The organism is Xanthomonas phaseoli pv. dieffenbachiae, assembly GCF_008639345.1.
Classification (GTDB): domain Bacteria; phylum Pseudomonadota; class Gammaproteobacteria; order Xanthomonadales; family Xanthomonadaceae; genus Xanthomonas; species Xanthomonas phaseoli.
On the sequence record NZ_CP041380.1, the window covers coordinates 2,515,057 to 2,529,044 of the forward strand.

The following is a 13,988-nucleotide window of genomic DNA, read 5'->3' on the forward strand; positions in this document are numbered from 1 at the left end:
TGGCGAGCGGCACCCGGAGCCAACACCCGACACCCCGGTGCCGGAAGTCGGCGGCATCACTGCAGCGTTGCCGGTCGCTCCACACCTCGCGCCGGCGCCAGAACCTTCACTGTCGCCACTCACTGCCAGCCGCTCCGCCGGCATGCCCGAGAACGAAGGCGATGCGACCCACCCGCCGCCCGTGGCCAAGTCGGATGGGCAAGCACCTTCGGCCCCGGCTGTGCCGGACACGAACTCCTGGGAAGAAATCACGCGCTCGATGCGCGAGTTGCGCATAAGACTCGAACAGAAGCTCGAAACGGAAGATCGCATCGCACAGGCCCGGCAAGATCGCGTGGAGCGCGGCGAGCAGCCTTATACGGATCTGGAGCTGCGTGAGGGATACGACCCGAACGGCCCCTCCGCGCTGAGAAAGCCACCCTCCGTGCCTGCAGAGGCGGCACCGCAATGGCAGGTGAGTACACCATCCGCTGGCGAGCAGAGCGACGATCATCCGGTGACCGCGCGTAAGACCATTACCGGCGATCCTGATGTCGATGATCTGCTCTACGCCATCGACAGCAAGAACGATCTGGCCATCGAGCAGGCACTGAAGCGCGTCGCCAACAGCGCGCACAGTGCAGCTCTCGCGGAGCAAGGTCATGCGCACCTGGATGCCAAGGCAATGCAGGAAGCGCAGGATCAGGCGACCACGCGCCAGGCGCTCGGCATGGACGTCACGGCCGAGATACAGACCAGCCGTGGTCCGGTCATGGTCATGACACTGCCCCAGTTTGCCCACGGGCCCGCGATGCAGGGTGGGCCGCAAGGCGATGGAGGAGGTGGGGGGGGCGACGGCGGTGGTGGTGGCGCCGGAGGAGGCGGTGGTGGTGGTGGCGGATAACGGGAACCCGGAAGGCGAATTGAATCCTCAAGAGACCACGATGGACATGCACAACACCTCAGCGATGCCAGAAGACGAAGGTGCGGAACAGGCAATGAAGGAATCGATCCAGGCCATGGCGGCGCTGATCGGACAGCTGCAGCGGCGGGAGCAGGCCCTGGAGGACCAGGTGCGCCAGCAGATGCAGTTGCTGCAGAACGCAGTCAACAACGCCGATCAGCGCGTCCATCGCGTCGTGGAGAACGCACTTCCGCGGCTGACGCAACTGACGCAAAAGGCGCTCTCGGTCGCGCTGGATCCCGCCGCCGAGCGGTTCGACCGCACGCTGACCGCGACGAACCAGCAATTGCAGCAGGCGACCCAGCGCTACGCGAAAGCGCAGCAATCGCAGGAAACCATGGTGATGCGCCGGATGTGGATGGCAACCATCGCGATGGTGGTGGCGGCCATCCTGGGGCTGTGCGCCGTGGCATACGCATTCCATGGCGCCAACGCGACCATCGCGGAGGCAAAACAGCGACGGGCGGAAATCGTCTATCTGGATCGCGTGGCGCGGTCCAACCTCGTCGCCTGCGGCAGCGATCGGCTCTGCGCGGACTTCGAGAAGAAAGGGCCGCGCTACGGCGACCGTGGCCAGTACCGCGTGGTCACCCTGCGCGAATCCCTGCCACGCTGATTCTCGTCATCACTGCTGGGTGCAATTACGGCCTCCTCGCAGTCCGCATTCTTGGACCCAGGCAACCGCGATGCACGTCAAATTTGCGGCGCACCGTGCTTGCATTCAAGCCTTTGCCAGCTTTAGAAAACGCTCACACCCCAAGGAAGGAGGAAGCATGAAGTTGTTCAGCGCGGCCGTCATCGCCATGTCGGCCTTGTGTGTTCATCAGGCCCACGCACAGCAGCAGCCCGTGAACACGGGACTTGGCGAGTGCGTGGATTTCGTGATATTCGGCTCCGGCACGCTCACGGGCCAGGTCAACGGCACCACGTTCCCCTTCGTGTACGGCCCAGCCACCTATCTGGACAAGCCGGGAAGCACCGTCTACATCCAGAACTATTCGTGTGCCTCCAACGACATCCCTGGGTTGTACTCCAGGGTGTCCATGGTCAGCCACGAGATGGGCCACCTGTACCTGGACCAGGGCTGGGTGCTCGGCACGCGGGAGGACTACATCGCCAAGGCCTGCACCAACGAAGGCCGGGCCGTGCTCAACAACTCCACGGCGCGCAACGAGATCCTGGACACCTCCCAGGGAGGCGCCGACATCAGCCTGATCGCGGCGAATGCCCCGGCACTGCTGTCCACGATCGCGGCCGGGGGGGCCGATCTGGCGCTACGTGTGGGTGATGCATTCTGCGAGGCCAATGTCACGTCCACTACCGGTGAGAACTACAAGGTGTACTACGGCAACGAGTACGACAAACTCAATCCCCCTTCGCAAGAGGAGCAATAAGCCATGAAGACTCTCGTTGCCGCCCTGGGCGCGGTCGTCCTCGCGACTGCTTTGCTCGTGCCTGCCGCAGCCGCACCGCGCGCCTCCGCCGCCGCTGAAAAGCAGCTTTGGGCTTTCTCGGAAAAAGTTGCACTGGCTCTTCCAGGCGATGGAAAAGACGTACTGACGCTCGTCTCCCCCCGCCCCGACTCGGTCGCCATGACCAATGGGCAGGAGCCTCGCAAGACGTCGAAGCAAATCGCTCCGTCACTGTTCGCGTCGAATGCCGTCGTGGTCATGGGAACGGATAACCGCGCAGATTCGGCATCCTTCGAAGTGACAGGCAGCTGTGTCTCGATGGCAACGCTGCGGAAACAGTATCCGAGCCTCATCGTGATGGACTATGCGCGCGGCACCAATGAGCATGCCGTCTACACCTTAGGCGCGCAGATCGGCGATGCGATCGTCGCGTATTCTTTTCCTGCCAGCAGGCTCGATTGCATGAGCCGCGTGACCGTCACGCCGGCCAGCACCACGAAGATGAAGCTCGGAATCGGCTAAACCGGCGCCCCTTGGATCGCACCGGTCAGCGAGTCGACAACGAGTCATCGACAACCGCAGGCACTGCGCTGGCGGTTTTTACGCCAGGCAGCAGGCGACGTCAGTCGCGCTCCATATCGTCCTCTTCATCGCGTGGATCGAGCTCGGAAAAATCGGTCAGCTCGTCGCACTGCCGACAGTGGTACATCTGCGACGCTTCCTGGAAGTCCATCCCGCACAGGCAGCCGCAGAATGGACAACACTCCTCGATCTCCATATCTCCCCAAGGCCAGACGCCCAGATACTCGGGCATGGCGTCACGGTCGTAGCCGACGATCTGAAACGCATCCGCATTTTTGGCAACGAAGCCGTGCATGCCAGCTTCCTTCAATACCTCAAAAACGTCCGACGGCTCGATGGCGAACCATTCGCGCTTCAAACAATTGGCTTGAAATCTTCGATGGAGACGCTTCTCCAGAGGGAAATCGTCGTCGCCCGCGTTGATCCAGCCAAGCAGGTTCAGCTTCCGAAAATTCCCGGTCTGAAGATCTCTGATTCGCCTGTCGATGCATTTGGCGACCCCGATCTTTATCGTTTCGCAAGGAACTTCGTTCTCTCCAACGAAATACACCGGCATGGATCGCTCCTGTTCGTCGCCCCGATACGTCATCGACTGCGGTTTTCCACCTGACTAATCCTACCCGCGGGACGCCTTCAGGTGGCTGCGGATGGCACCTCGGTGCGTGCCCAGGCGGGATGTCGCGACGCAGCCGCCCCGTTCGACGAAAGCGCATCGCCGCAGTCCCGTTTGTTGCCTGACCGCAGAGGCGCATTCCCGCATCGTCCGGCCATCCACATGCCAGGACGCACTGTATGCAGCCTCCTACCCTGCCCGAACCTCGCAGCCCTGCGCCTGCCGCCATCTTCTTCGCACTGGCTCTGCTGAGCGGGTGTGCCAGCTCGCCGCCGGGCAGAGACTCGATAGCGCCCACCGCCTCACCATCGCCAGAGACCAGCACCGCCGCCTTGGCTCCAGCAGCCCCTGTTACCCGGCAGGGACGCTACACGCTCGTGGAGATCGAGCCCGCGGCGGGACAGCGCGATCTGCTGATGCAGATAGTCGAAGTCACGCTGCCCGTTTCGGATCGCGCCACGGTAGGGGGCGGGCTGCAGTACCTGTTGCGGCACTCGGGCTACCGCCTCTGCGCGCCCAGCGGCGACAGCGCCATGCTGTATGCATTGCCCCTGCCGGCGGCCCACGTACACCTTGGGCCGACCACGCTGCTCTCGGCCCTCCTCGCGATGTCTGGCAACGCATGGCTTCTCGACGTGGACCACACCCACCGGGAGATGTGCTTCCGCCGCGCGGAGGCGGTCGGCGCCGACACCACAACGCTAGGCACCGACCAGACCGATGGGCGGATTGCGCCGATCGAGGCTGCGCTGGCCCATTCGCACTCGGAGAAATTGCCATGATTTCCCTCCCTCCGGGCGGACGCCCTCGCATGCGCTGGCCAGTGGTCGCCGGAACGGTGGCCGTCCTGGCGCTCGGGATCGCGACAGCGTTCAACACGGCCCGGCTCTCTCACATGGAGCAGGAAGCGCGGAGTGTCAACCTCGATGCAGAAATGCAGACTTTGGGGGACAGCGTGGCGCAACTGCGCGGCGCGTTGGAGGCGGCGCAGCGCCAACCGCCGTCCGTGAGCGAAGCGGCGTTCAGGGCGGCGCAGCAGGCCGTTGGTGAGCGCATCGCGCGCCTTGAACAGGCCCAGGCCGGGACAGTCCGGACGGAAGAACTTGCTGCGCTGTCCGCACGCACGGACGCGCTGCAGTCGCAGGTCGCGGCGCGTCCTTCCACAGTCTCCAAGCCCCGTGCCTTGGACGCATCGGTCCCGAAACCCCTTCCCCCGGGCCCGCCTCCGTTCAAGGTCCTCGGCACCGAACTGCGCGCGGGCGTGCCCTTCCTGGCGATCGCCCCGACCGACCGTGCGTCGCCTGCCGAGGTCCGGCTCCTGCGCGAGGGCGACCAGGAACGAGGATGGCGGCTGGAGGCGATTGAGCAGGACACCGCGCAGTTCACCGTGGGCGAGCAGGTGCGCCGCCTGCCGCTGCGCTCGCGGTAGGTCGGCATGCGAGAGCCCTGCCCTCCCCGTTTTGCCCTGTTGCTGGCCGGATCGGTATGCGCGCTGGGTGCCAGCCTAGCCGTCCATGCCCAGGCACTCCAAGGTGCGAGCCGCTTCGTCCCAACCGAAGTACAAACAGCCGCGGACAAGCGGGGCGACGAGGCCCGCGCCCGCGAGTGGAACCTGCGCGCCGAGGACTGGTCGCGCTACCGAACGCTCATGCAGGGACCGCTCGGCATCTATTCGCCCCACGTCGACCCGTTGACCGCGCTCGGCATCGAGGCGCGCAGCGACGAGGAACGTCGCCGTTTCGCAGAGCTGCAGGTGCAGGCCGAGGCGCGGCGGGTCCAGAAGACCCTCGACTATCAACGCGCCTACGACGCCGCGTGGCAGCGCCTGCATCCGGATCTGCAGCGCGTGGCCCTGCCGGGCGGCCAAGACGGCGGCGATGTACGCGGCGCTGGCGCCGGTGCAGCGGAGCCTGGGCGGCTCGCGGTGTTCGTGAAGGAATCTTGCGGCGCCTGCGATCAGCGGGTGCAGCAACTCCAGTCGGCCGGCACCACCATGGACGTGTACGTGGTCGGCAGCCGCGGCGATGACGAACGCATCCGGCGGTGGGCGCGTCAGGCGGCCATTGATCCCGCGAAAGTGCAGGCCAAAGACATCACGCTCAACCACGACGGTGGACGCTGGCTGTCGCTGGGCGTGCCCGGCGAGCTTCCTGCGGTGGTACGCGAGGTCGGCGGCCAATGGCAGCGCCAATGAAGCCGCCGCGCGTCCTGCGGCTGCCATCCATCCTGGCGATCGCAGCGCTCGCAGGCATCTGCACCGCCGACACGGCCTGGGGCCAGGAAACACCTCCCCCGGCCTACCAGATCGCTGCGGCGCAAGCCGGTGTGCCCTCTACCGTGCTGTACGCGATCGCATTGCAGGAAAGCGGCACGCGGCTGCGCGGCCGGCTGATTCCGTGGCCCTGGACCCTCAACGTAGCAGGAGCCTCGCAGCGGCATGCCACCCGGTCGGAGGCCTGCCTCGCTCTGCGCCAGGCACTGCGGAACACGCCCGCGCAGCGCATCGACGTCGGCCTGGGACAGATCAACGCCGGTTACCACGCGCAGCGGGCGCCGCAACCCTGCGCGCTGCTGGACCCCTACCGGAATCTGGCCATCGCCGCGGAGATCCTGCGCGAGCAGCACACGCCCGGAGAGGACTGGCTCACGGCGATCGGTCGCTACCACCGCCCTGCCGGTGGCCTGCCAGCACTGCGCTACCGCGGAAGGGTGCAACACCACCTCGTGCGCGTGCTGGGCCGCCCGCAGGCCATCGCCACGTTGAACGGACATCGAGATTCCCGGCCATGAACACATTTGCCCATCGCCGCCCTGCCGCCGTGCTGGTGCTCGCCGCGCTCTGCCTGCCTTCCGCCGCCGTGCTCGCGGAGACCGTTCCGCGCGCCGTACCGCAGCGCCACACGCTGATCGTCGTCGAGGACCGCGGCGGCGTCCCCGCGCAGCCGTACTACGACGACCTGGGCCTGCCGCCGCAACGCACGGAGGGTGGCCTTCCGCTTTCGGCCACGCCGCCGCCACCCATGCAGCATGGGGAAGCGGCATTGCTGCCGGTGCGCTCCACGCGGCTCTCGCCCGGCGCTGTCGATGCCCGCCCGCTGGATGCGCAGGGCCTTACGCCGTTCTTCCTCGTCGGCGACGATCCGCGCTCACGCACTTGGTTGCGGCAACGCCAGGACCAGTTGCGCAGCCTCCGTGCCGCCGGGCTCGTGGTGAATGTGGAGTCGCAGCAGGCACTGGATGCGCTGCGCAGCCTCGCTCCCGGCCTGGCGCTCTTTCCGGCGTCCGGGGACGACCTCGCACGCCGCCTGGGCCTTCGCCACTATCCGGCCTTGCTGACGGCCACGCGTATCGAGCAGTGACATGGCCCAGGCGCACGCGGTGGAGGTGCTGCTGCGCCCCGCGGTGGAGCTATACACCGTCGCGGTATGCGCAGCGGCCGCGCTGGCGTGCGTGGCGGCACCGTGGGCGTTGGCGCTCAACCCGCAGCTGGGATTCGCGAGCGCACTCGGCTTCGCGGTCTTCGCCGGGGTCAGGCTCCGGCAGGCGTGCGCGATCCTGCGCTACCGCCGCAATATCCGTCGCCTGCCCCGTTATGTGATGACCAGCCGCGATGTGCCCGTGAGCCAGCAACGGCTGTTCCTGGGGCGCGGCTTCCGTTGGGACCAGCGCCATACCCACCGGCTGATGCAGACCTACCGGCCCGAGTTTCGCCGGTACGTCGAGCCGACAGCGCTCTACCGGCTCGCGCGGCGCTGCGAAGAACGCCTGGAGTTCGCACCGCCGCCGTTCGCGCGGCTGGCGCGCTGGTCCGCCTGGGACCATGCCCTGAACCCGGTGCGGCCTTTGCCTCCGGTCGGCGGGCTGCCGCGTCTGCATGGCATCGAGCCAAAGGAGGTGGATGTCACCCTCCCCCTGGGCGAGCGGGTCGGACACACCCTGGTGCTCGGCACGACGCGCGTCGGCAAGACGCGCTTGGCCGAACTGTTCATCACGCAGGACATCCGCCGCCGCGCGACGGATGGCGGACACGAGGTGGTGATCGTGTTCGATCCCAAGGGCGATGCGGATCTGCTCAAGCGCATGTACGTGGAGGCGCGGCGCGCCGGGCGCGAGGGCGAGTTCTACGTCTTCCACCTGGGCTGGCCCGACCTCAGCGCCCGCTACAACGCCGTGGGCCGCTTCGGCCGCATCTCCGAGGTCGCCACGCGCATCGCGGGACAGCTCTCGGGCGAAGGCAACAGCGCGGCCTTCCGCGAGTTCGCTTGGAGGTTCGTGAACATCATCGCGCGGGCGCTCGTGGAGTTGGGTCAGCGCCCGGACTACCTGCTGATCCAGCGCCACGTCATCAACATCGATGCGCTGTTCATGGAGTACGCGGCGCAGTTCTTCGCCAAGACCGAGCCCAAGGCCTGGGAGGTCATCGTCCAGCTCGAAGGCCGGCTCAACGAGAAGACCATCCCGCGCAACATGATCGGCCGCGAGAAGCGCGTAGTCGCCATCGAGCAATACCTCTCGCAGGTCCGCGTCTACGACCCGGTGCTGGACGGCCTGCGCAGCGCGGTGCGCTACGACCGCACCTATTTTGACAAGATCGTCGCCAGCCTGCTGCCGCTGCTCGAAAAGCTCACCACCGGCAAGATCGCCCAGCTGCTTGCGCCCAACTATTCGGACCTGACCGATCCGCGGCCGATCTTCGACTGGATGCAGATCATCCGTAAGCGCGCGATCGTGTATGTCGGGCTCGACGCGCTGTCCGACGCAGAAGTGGCCGCCGCGGTGGGCAACTCGATGTTCTCGGACCTGGTTTCGGTCGCGGGCCACATCTACAAGTTCGGCGTGGATGACGGCCTGCCCGGCGCCAATCCAAACGCCAAGATTCCGATCAACGTCCACGCGGACGAGTTCAACGAGCTCATGGGCGACGAGTTCATTCCCATGGTCAACAAGGGCGGCGGTGCCGGCATCCAGGTCACGGCGTACACCCAGACGCTCTCCGACATCGAGGCGCGCATCGGCAACCGCGCGAAGGCAGGACAGGTCGTGGGCAACTTCAACAACCTGGTCATGCTGCGGGTGCGCGAGACGATCACAGCCGAACTGCTAACGCGCCAATTGCCCAAGGTCGAGGTCTTCGCGACCTCGGTGATGAGCGGCGCCACCGACAGCTCCGATCCCACGGGCAACACGGCGTTCACCTCGAACACCCAGGACCGTATCGCCAGCACCAGCGTGCCGATGATCGAACCCGCGCACGTAGTCGCGCTTCCCAAGGGCCAGGCTTTCGCGCTGATGGAGGGCGGCAACATCTGGAAGGTGCGCATGCCGCTGCCCGCGCCCGATCCCGATGAGGCCATGCCGCACGATCTGCAGGAGCTCGCTGCCGGCATGCGGCTGCACTACGTGATGGATGCCGGAGACTGGTGGGACGGCCACGCGACTCCAGGTCTGGACACTGGCCTGCCGGACGATCTGCTGCAGGACAGCGTCGCGGCATCCGATGAAGTACACCGCGCCGACTCCGGTGAAGAGGCCGGGCGACCATGAGCGACATCGCTGCTACCGCCCAGCGCCAGCAGGTAAGCCAGCAGGGTTTTATCGTCGGCCTTGTCACGCTTCCGTTCCGCTGCTTCGGGGTGTTGTGCGGCTCGCTCCTGCTGTGCATTGTGGTGGAGTGCATCGGGATGGCCTTGTTCTGGCCGGACCAGGGCTGGCGCCATGCGCAGGCCATGCTCGGGCATGAGCTGGACCAGCTGTCCGACTACTTCGTGCGCAGCGCCTTCGTGCAGGAGCCTGGCCGCACCGCGCACCATTGGGTCCAACAGGGGTACGAATGGGTGTTCGTGCGCAGCGGTCTGCTCGAATGGATGCAGGACGCCTCGCGCCAGGCGAGGACCAACGCAGGCGGCCACGCGTGGACCCTGCAGAAGGCCCTGGGAACGGTCGCCACGCATGCGCAGGACTACCTCATCGCGGCGGGGTATACGGTGCTGGTGTTTCTCGTAAGGCTGCTGGTGCTGTGCCTGACGCTGCCGCTTTTCTTGCTGGCCGCTTTCGCCGGGTTCGTGGACGGGCTGGTGCGCCGGGACATCCGCCGATTCGGCGCGGGACGCGAATCGGGTTTCCTCTATCACCGGGCACGGGCCAGCCTAGTGCCGCTGGCGTTACTGCCCTGGGTGACCTACCTGGCGCTGCCGGTGAGCGTGCACCCGGTGGCGATCCTGCTGCCCGCAGCCGCACTGCTGGGGGTGGCTGTGGATATCGCGGTGGGAAGTTTTAAGAAATACCTCTGATTGCTTGAATTTTTCCAATTCACACATCCGGGAGCATCTCAAAACCTCCAACTTTGCAAGCTCGATTCCTCAGTGCCTCCAACGTCTGCATCGAATGCGAAACCCGACACCCGAGTTCTTGGTGACCTGCTCAGACCTGCCCAAGTGTTCACGCAGCCGAAATGAAAGCTCGCCAGTTGATTGGGCCGTTGCGGCTGGGTGTTGATTTCCAGCTGGAACTGACCCAGTAAGCACCAGGACAAAGCCCGCCAGGTCCATCCAGGCGATGCGGGCGGGTCGATGTAGGCCTGGGCCTGCTGCAGGGTCACGTCGCGATGAAGCCACGGTCACGCCAGCGGTCGGCGACGAAGTCCTCGAAGTCGTAGCCCTCGCCGAGCTCCAGTCTGTCGGCATGGTCGCAGACGATGATTTGCGGCTTGTTGCCGACCTCGTCTGCCGTGTCATCACAGAACTTGGCCAGGAAGGTGAACATCTTGGCGACGGTATTCAAGTCGTCATCGGCCGTCGAGATGCGTGTGTGCGTGTCCACAGGCGAGTTCGCGGCGCGTGTCGCGGGCTCGTCTGCAGTCTCTTCGGACTTCGGGCTGCCGGGCGCGCTGGCTGATGTGTCATCTTGGTTTGCGCGCAATTGGGCTGCATTGAATTCCTTGCCGTAATCGGCGGAGGGGAAGTAGACCTGCGTCGGTTGGTCGAGAAACAGCACGGGCGGCAGCTTGCAGTCTGCGTAGGCCGCAAACTGGTAGTGCAGGGACAGGAACAGCGTCAGGTGCGAATACAGCCAGTTAGCTCCACTGCCCATCGACCGCAGGAAAACTTTCTTCTCCGGCGCGCCGTTTACCCCCGGTGTCTCATGCCATAGGTCGAAGGAATCGATATCGAACTTCAGGGATCCATTCTTGTAGGAGTCCTCGAAGTCGAAATGTGTGCCGACGATTTCCAGGCGCCGGTTGATGTCGCGTTGCAAAGCCAGCAGCCTGGGCGCGACATCGAGCAAAGCCTTCTTCGATTTCAGATCCGCCACCCGGTCCTGGAGCAACTTCACCAACTCAGTGGTTTCCGTGAGCGGACTCTCGATGCGGCGCTCAATGGCGAGTTCTAGCTTGATCTTGGCTTTCTGCGCTGCCGCATCGACAGACTTCGAGCGCTGCAGCCGGTCGGCCTCCTGGTCTAGTGGACGCAGTGTGCTTTCGACCTGCCGCAAGGCCTGGCGCGCCTTTTTGAGCTGCTCGTCGATGTCCCGACGCTCCTGGCCAAAGCCCTCGCGGGCATAGGCCGAGACCTTCAGCTCACCGTTGAGCCAGTGGATGGCCGCCGAGAGTCTGTTAGCCTCATCTTCGGCGGCTTCCGAGGGTGACGCGCAGATCGGGCACACGGCATGATCCAGATGGGTCGCCTTCGGGATAGGCAGATCCGTCATGGCACCGGCGAATCCCTCGACTTGCTGTGTCGAGACGTCGAGCAGGTAGCGCGTGTTCAGGGCCTTCTGGATCTCGGCCATGAGTTCAGCCTTGCGTGTGCGCAGTTCCTTGCGGGTCGCGTCGAAGGTATCGGACTGTCCATCGACCGTGACGGCGATACCGGTCAAGCGTTCCAGGGCCTGCGCCGGCCGCATCCAGATCTCTTCGGCGGTCAACTCTGTCAGCGGCGTGCCCGCCAGGGCGTGGAACTCACGCAGGTAACCCGCCATCTCCCCGATGCCGGCCGATTTGATCTGCTCCTGCTTGGGAATGACAGCCAGGGCACGCTTGAGCTCGGTTTCTGCTTCGGCGAGTTCCTTGGCCAGGTCGAAATAGTCCTCTCCCACGATCCCCATGAATATCTTGAAATGATCGATGGCCTGTTCGCGTTTTCGCTTTTCGTCGAAACGGTAAAAGATCGCGTGCCGGTTCGCCACCAGATTTTGATGCTGGAGCATAAACGAGGCAAAACTGCGGATAGAAGGCGTCGGGCTTTTCTGACGCATGAGCTGTTTCTGCAGCGGGTCGGTGTCGATGTCTTCCATGGTAACGCCGAAGTAGCGCCCCAGACTCTTGGAGAATTCGACCCGGCCAAGCTGGTATTGCGCGGTGAAGAAGTTGTCCACGTCCTTGACGTAGGCCAGCACATGCCTGGCCTGCTCGCTACTGACTTCTCGCAGGAAACATTGGTTGGCGTTGTCTGCCCTGCGTCCGGCGACGACCGCCATCCCCGAAAAGCGCCATACGGTGAAAAATATCTTCGCCCGCTGGGTGATGATGCCTTGCGGAATCGTGTCTTCTGAACTGCCCATGCAGTAATCGAAGATGTCGAGAATGGCACTTTTGCCCTTCGAAGATTTGCCGGTAATGATATTCAAGCCTTGCTTGAACTTCACGCTGTGCGCCTCATTCTCCTGGTCGATCACGCCGATATATCGGACATAACATTTCATAGCGACTTCAATCCCAGCATCCTATAAATGGTCACGACGCCTTCATTCCTGAATACCATGGCGAGCTGACGCGCATAACGCAGCATCTTGGGGTCTGCATTCTCCGACTGCCGGTTTTCGCTGGCGAGAACCGACAGGTCGCCGTTGATTTGAAGGCTTTCATCCGCGCGCAGTATTAACAGGGCCTTGTTGGTGATGGGCGCATATTCTGAGATGCGAAGCGCCAGACCGACCAATCGCGAAGAGTCGGATGTCATGGTCCGGATAGAGCTGGTTCGATTGGCGGCATGCAAATACTCTTGCATCGCGGGAAACGACACCAGGGGAAGAACTAGATAGCTCAGCAAGATGTCTTTCTCCATCGGCTTCCAGTTCAGGTAGAAGCTCTGGATCACCGGCGCCAGCGCAAAGGCGTTGCGATGCAGAATATAGAGATGATCGGCGGCGGTATCCATCATTCCCAGAGTTTCCAGTGAAATTCATCGCCCTTGTTCTCGGGGGCCTCGTCGGCCAGCATGTGATAAATGCCATTGCGAAATTCCGGCATGGTGTTGGCCATGGCGCAAAAAGGTTCCGGCGAAGCTTTCAGACGTGCCAGGTAGAACTTGAGTGACGCCTTCTTGAGGGCCGCTTCGTCCTGCAGCCCGTCGCAATCTAGAATGGCCGCTTCTCGCTCCACAAAATGGCTGCTACGGTGGTTATGGAGGTAAAGGTCGAGCGAGGGCTTGATGGGAATCTGATCCTTGAAGAGCCCGGAAATCGTGTCCTGCGCAAACAGGCGGTGCAGGGCCGCGTGCTTGAGATATTTTTCACCCTCAATCTCAAGGATCTTCCTGGCGAAGAGCATAGGCCTGATTTCGTCAAGATCGACTTTTTCTTCCAGCGGCCGGAGATCCCTCAAAGGGAACTCTGCGGGATGCTTCATGCACGAGGCGTTCAGAGCCGTCACTTTAGCCGTGAACGCCTCGTTGGTGATCTTCCAGCCGTTCAGGACGAGTTCGGTGCTGAACATGAAGCCCAGCAAGTCGTCCAGGTACTGTTGCTGCAGCGACGGTCGTATGGCTTTGAGGTAGCGGGTCTTGTAGCTGTCGATGCGCTCTGGCAGGGCGTCTTCGCCCGGGATGATGAGCATGCGTTCCAACACCTCCATCAGCGCCGCGCGGCTCTCGGGCGCTAGCACCTCCTGCTGCAGTGCCCGCGCCTTGGACGGCTTGCGGGCAGTAGCTTCAGCAGTTTGGAAGGCCTCGCCCTGCGGCTCGGGTGGCTCCTCCATTTGCGTCTGCGGTGCGCCAGCCCCGTCGCTGCCGATCTCCTGCATGCGCTTAAGCCGCTGCACAGCGGTCAGGATGTTCCAGTCCTTGAGGCGGCTCTGGGCTCCGAACTCCTGAGTCGTCAGAAGCACCAGGGACTTGTAGATGCTACGGTCAAACCGCTCATGCAGCCAGTTCCGGATCGTGTTCCAGAAGTTCTGGTGGCTGTCGGTCAGCTTGTCGCTGTAGTGCTTGACCTCGATCTGCGTCTTACCCGGCACGGTGACATCGCCCATGGCTTCAATCCATAGGCACTCTCCGGGCATGAGGTCGTGGCACTGTTCTACGGCCACGAGCAACTGGTACTGCAGCGCTATGAAAAGTACAGTTGCATCGACGGGCAGAGCTTGCGTGTCGGTCTGCAGCTGCTTGGACGGAGGTGGCATGGGCGGTGTCGGCTGCAACTCGAAGTCTCCTGTTTCCTCTGT

Annotated in this window: 14 protein-coding genes and 1 pseudogene; 11 read left to right on the forward strand and 4 right to left on the reverse strand. The window is 63.9% G+C overall.

Annotated elements, in window-relative coordinates:
* Window positions 1-226: 226 nt before the first annotated feature.
* The 4 genes and pseudogenes from FLG15_RS23455 to FLG15_RS23460 form a co-directional block, all read left to right on the forward strand.
* Window positions 227-883: pseudogene (locus FLG15_RS23455) on the forward strand (hypothetical protein); the annotation flags it as partial.
* Window positions 813-1,559, forward strand: a complete 747-nt coding sequence (locus FLG15_RS11450; RefSeq protein ID WP_150147661.1) for a hypothetical protein — start codon at window positions 813-815, stop codon at window positions 1,557-1,559. The pseudogene FLG15_RS23455 and the gene FLG15_RS11450, both read left to right, overlap by 71 nt.
* 157 nt (window positions 1,560-1,716) lie before the next feature.
* Window positions 1,717-2,337, forward strand: coding sequence for a hypothetical protein (locus FLG15_RS11455; RefSeq protein ID WP_150146261.1), 621 nt, complete (start codon window positions 1,717-1,719; stop codon window positions 2,335-2,337).
* A gap of 198 nt (window positions 2,338-2,535) precedes the next feature.
* The gene (locus tag FLG15_RS23460) at window positions 2,536-2,877 is read left to right on the forward strand and encodes a hypothetical protein (RefSeq protein ID WP_209228170.1); all 342 of its coding nucleotides are present in this window, start codon (window positions 2,536-2,538) and stop codon (window positions 2,875-2,877) included.
* 100 nt (window positions 2,878-2,977) lie between these two features.
* Here the strand turns inward: FLG15_RS23460 and FLG15_RS11465 are convergent, their stop codons facing one another.
* Window positions 2,978-3,493: a GIY-YIG nuclease family protein gene (locus FLG15_RS11465; protein WP_150146267.1), complete on the reverse strand. Its 516-nt coding sequence runs from the start codon at window positions 3,491-3,493 to the stop codon at window positions 2,978-2,980.
* 236 nt (window positions 3,494-3,729) lie between these two features.
* Here FLG15_RS11465 and pilL2 point away from each other — a divergent pair, with 236 nt between their 5' ends.
* From pilL2 to FLG15_RS11500, 7 genes are read left to right on the forward strand one after another with little or no spacing between them, the layout of a single operon-like run.
* Entirely contained in the window at window positions 3,730-4,332 is a 603-nt protein-coding gene (pilL2, locus tag FLG15_RS11470) for a PFGI-1 class ICE element type IV pilus protein PilL2 (RefSeq protein ID WP_150146270.1), read from the forward strand.
* Window positions 4,329-4,979 (forward strand): hypothetical protein, encoded by a 651-nt coding sequence (locus FLG15_RS11475; protein ID WP_244665530.1) that lies wholly within the window; start codon window positions 4,329-4,331, stop codon window positions 4,977-4,979. The genes pilL2 and FLG15_RS11475 overlap by 4 nt, the downstream gene beginning before the upstream one ends.
* Window positions 4,980-4,985: 6 nt before the next feature.
* Window positions 4,986-5,744: a TIGR03759 family integrating conjugative element protein gene (locus tag FLG15_RS11480; RefSeq protein WP_150146273.1), complete on the forward strand. Its 759-nt coding sequence runs from the start codon at window positions 4,986-4,988 to the stop codon at window positions 5,742-5,744.
* The gene (locus FLG15_RS11485) at window positions 5,729-6,340 is read left to right on the forward strand and encodes a lysozyme family protein (protein WP_150146276.1); all 612 of its coding nucleotides are present in this window, start codon (window positions 5,729-5,731) and stop codon (window positions 6,338-6,340) included. Before FLG15_RS11480 ends, FLG15_RS11485 begins: the two co-directional genes overlap by 16 nt.
* Window positions 6,337-6,909 carry an integrating conjugative element protein gene (locus FLG15_RS11490; RefSeq protein ID WP_150146279.1) on the forward strand — a complete coding sequence of 191 codons (573 nt, stop codon included), beginning with the start codon at window positions 6,337-6,339 and terminating at the stop codon, window positions 6,907-6,909. The genes FLG15_RS11485 and FLG15_RS11490 overlap by 4 nt, the downstream gene beginning before the upstream one ends.
* A 1-nt stretch (window position 6,910) precedes the next feature.
* A complete protein-coding gene (traD, locus tag FLG15_RS11495) occupies window positions 6,911-9,094 on the forward strand; it encodes a type IV conjugative transfer system coupling protein TraD (RefSeq protein ID WP_150146282.1) in 2,184 nt (727 codons plus the stop codon).
* The gene (locus tag FLG15_RS11500) at window positions 9,091-9,840 is read left to right on the forward strand and encodes a TIGR03747 family integrating conjugative element membrane protein (RefSeq protein WP_150146285.1); all 750 of its coding nucleotides are present in this window, start codon (window positions 9,091-9,093) and stop codon (window positions 9,838-9,840) included. Before traD ends, FLG15_RS11500 begins: the two co-directional genes overlap by 4 nt.
* A 304-nt stretch (window positions 9,841-10,144) precedes the next feature.
* Here the strand turns inward: FLG15_RS11500 and FLG15_RS11505 are convergent, their stop codons facing one another.
* Genes FLG15_RS11505 through FLG15_RS11515 form a run of 3 tightly spaced genes read right to left on the reverse strand, consistent with a single transcriptional unit; the run spans window position 10,145 to window position 13,946 of the window.
* Entirely contained in the window at window positions 10,145-12,250 is a 2,106-nt protein-coding gene (locus tag FLG15_RS11505; protein ID WP_150146288.1) for a DUF3732 domain-containing protein, read from the reverse strand.
* Window positions 12,247-12,708 (reverse strand): three component ABC system middle component, encoded by a 462-nt coding sequence (locus tag FLG15_RS11510; protein WP_150146291.1) that lies wholly within the window; start codon window positions 12,706-12,708, stop codon window positions 12,247-12,249. Before FLG15_RS11510 ends, FLG15_RS11505 begins: the two co-directional genes overlap by 4 nt.
* Window positions 12,705-13,946: a hypothetical protein gene (locus tag FLG15_RS11515; RefSeq protein WP_244666104.1), complete on the reverse strand. Its 1,242-nt coding sequence runs from the start codon at window positions 13,944-13,946 to the stop codon at window positions 12,705-12,707. Before FLG15_RS11515 ends, FLG15_RS11510 begins: the two co-directional genes overlap by 4 nt.
* Between the last annotated feature and the right edge of the window lie 42 nt (window positions 13,947-13,988).

Coding starts and splice junctions, on each gene's coding strand:
- FLG15_RS11510 (WP_150146291.1), bottom strand. CDS start 12,708: ATGATGGATACCGCCGCCGATCATCTCTATATTCTGCATCGCAACGCC.
- FLG15_RS11450 (WP_150147661.1), top strand. CDS start 813: ATGGAGGAGGTGGGGGGGGCGACGGCGGTGGTGGTGGCGCCGGAGGAG.
- pilL2 (WP_150146270.1), top strand. CDS start 3,730: ATGCAGCCTCCTACCCTGCCCGAACCTCGCAGCCCTGCGCCTGCCGCC.
- FLG15_RS11485 (WP_150146276.1), top strand. CDS start 5,729: ATGGCAGCGCCAATGAAGCCGCCGCGCGTCCTGCGGCTGCCATCCATC.
- FLG15_RS11455 (WP_150146261.1), top strand. CDS start 1,717: ATGAAGTTGTTCAGCGCGGCCGTCATCGCCATGTCGGCCTTGTGTGTT.
- FLG15_RS11465 (WP_150146267.1), bottom strand. CDS start 3,493: ATGCCGGTGTATTTCGTTGGAGAGAACGAAGTTCCTTGCGAAACGATA.
- FLG15_RS11500 (WP_150146285.1), top strand. CDS start 9,091: ATGAGCGACATCGCTGCTACCGCCCAGCGCCAGCAGGTAAGCCAGCAG.
- FLG15_RS11475 (WP_244665530.1), top strand. CDS start 4,329: ATGATTTCCCTCCCTCCGGGCGGACGCCCTCGCATGCGCTGGCCAGTG.
- FLG15_RS23460 (WP_209228170.1), top strand. CDS start 2,536: ATGACCAATGGGCAGGAGCCTCGCAAGACGTCGAAGCAAATCGCTCCG.
- FLG15_RS11515 (WP_244666104.1), bottom strand. CDS start 13,946: ATGCCACCTCCGTCCAAGCAGCTGCAGACCGACACGCAAGCTCTGCCC.
- traD (WP_150146282.1), top strand. CDS start 6,911: ATGGCCCAGGCGCACGCGGTGGAGGTGCTGCTGCGCCCCGCGGTGGAG.
- FLG15_RS11480 (WP_150146273.1), top strand. CDS start 4,986: ATGCGAGAGCCCTGCCCTCCCCGTTTTGCCCTGTTGCTGGCCGGATCG.
- FLG15_RS11490 (WP_150146279.1), top strand. CDS start 6,337: ATGAACACATTTGCCCATCGCCGCCCTGCCGCCGTGCTGGTGCTCGCC.
- FLG15_RS11505 (WP_150146288.1), bottom strand. CDS start 12,250: ATGAAATGTTATGTCCGATATATCGGCGTGATCGACCAGGAGAATGAG.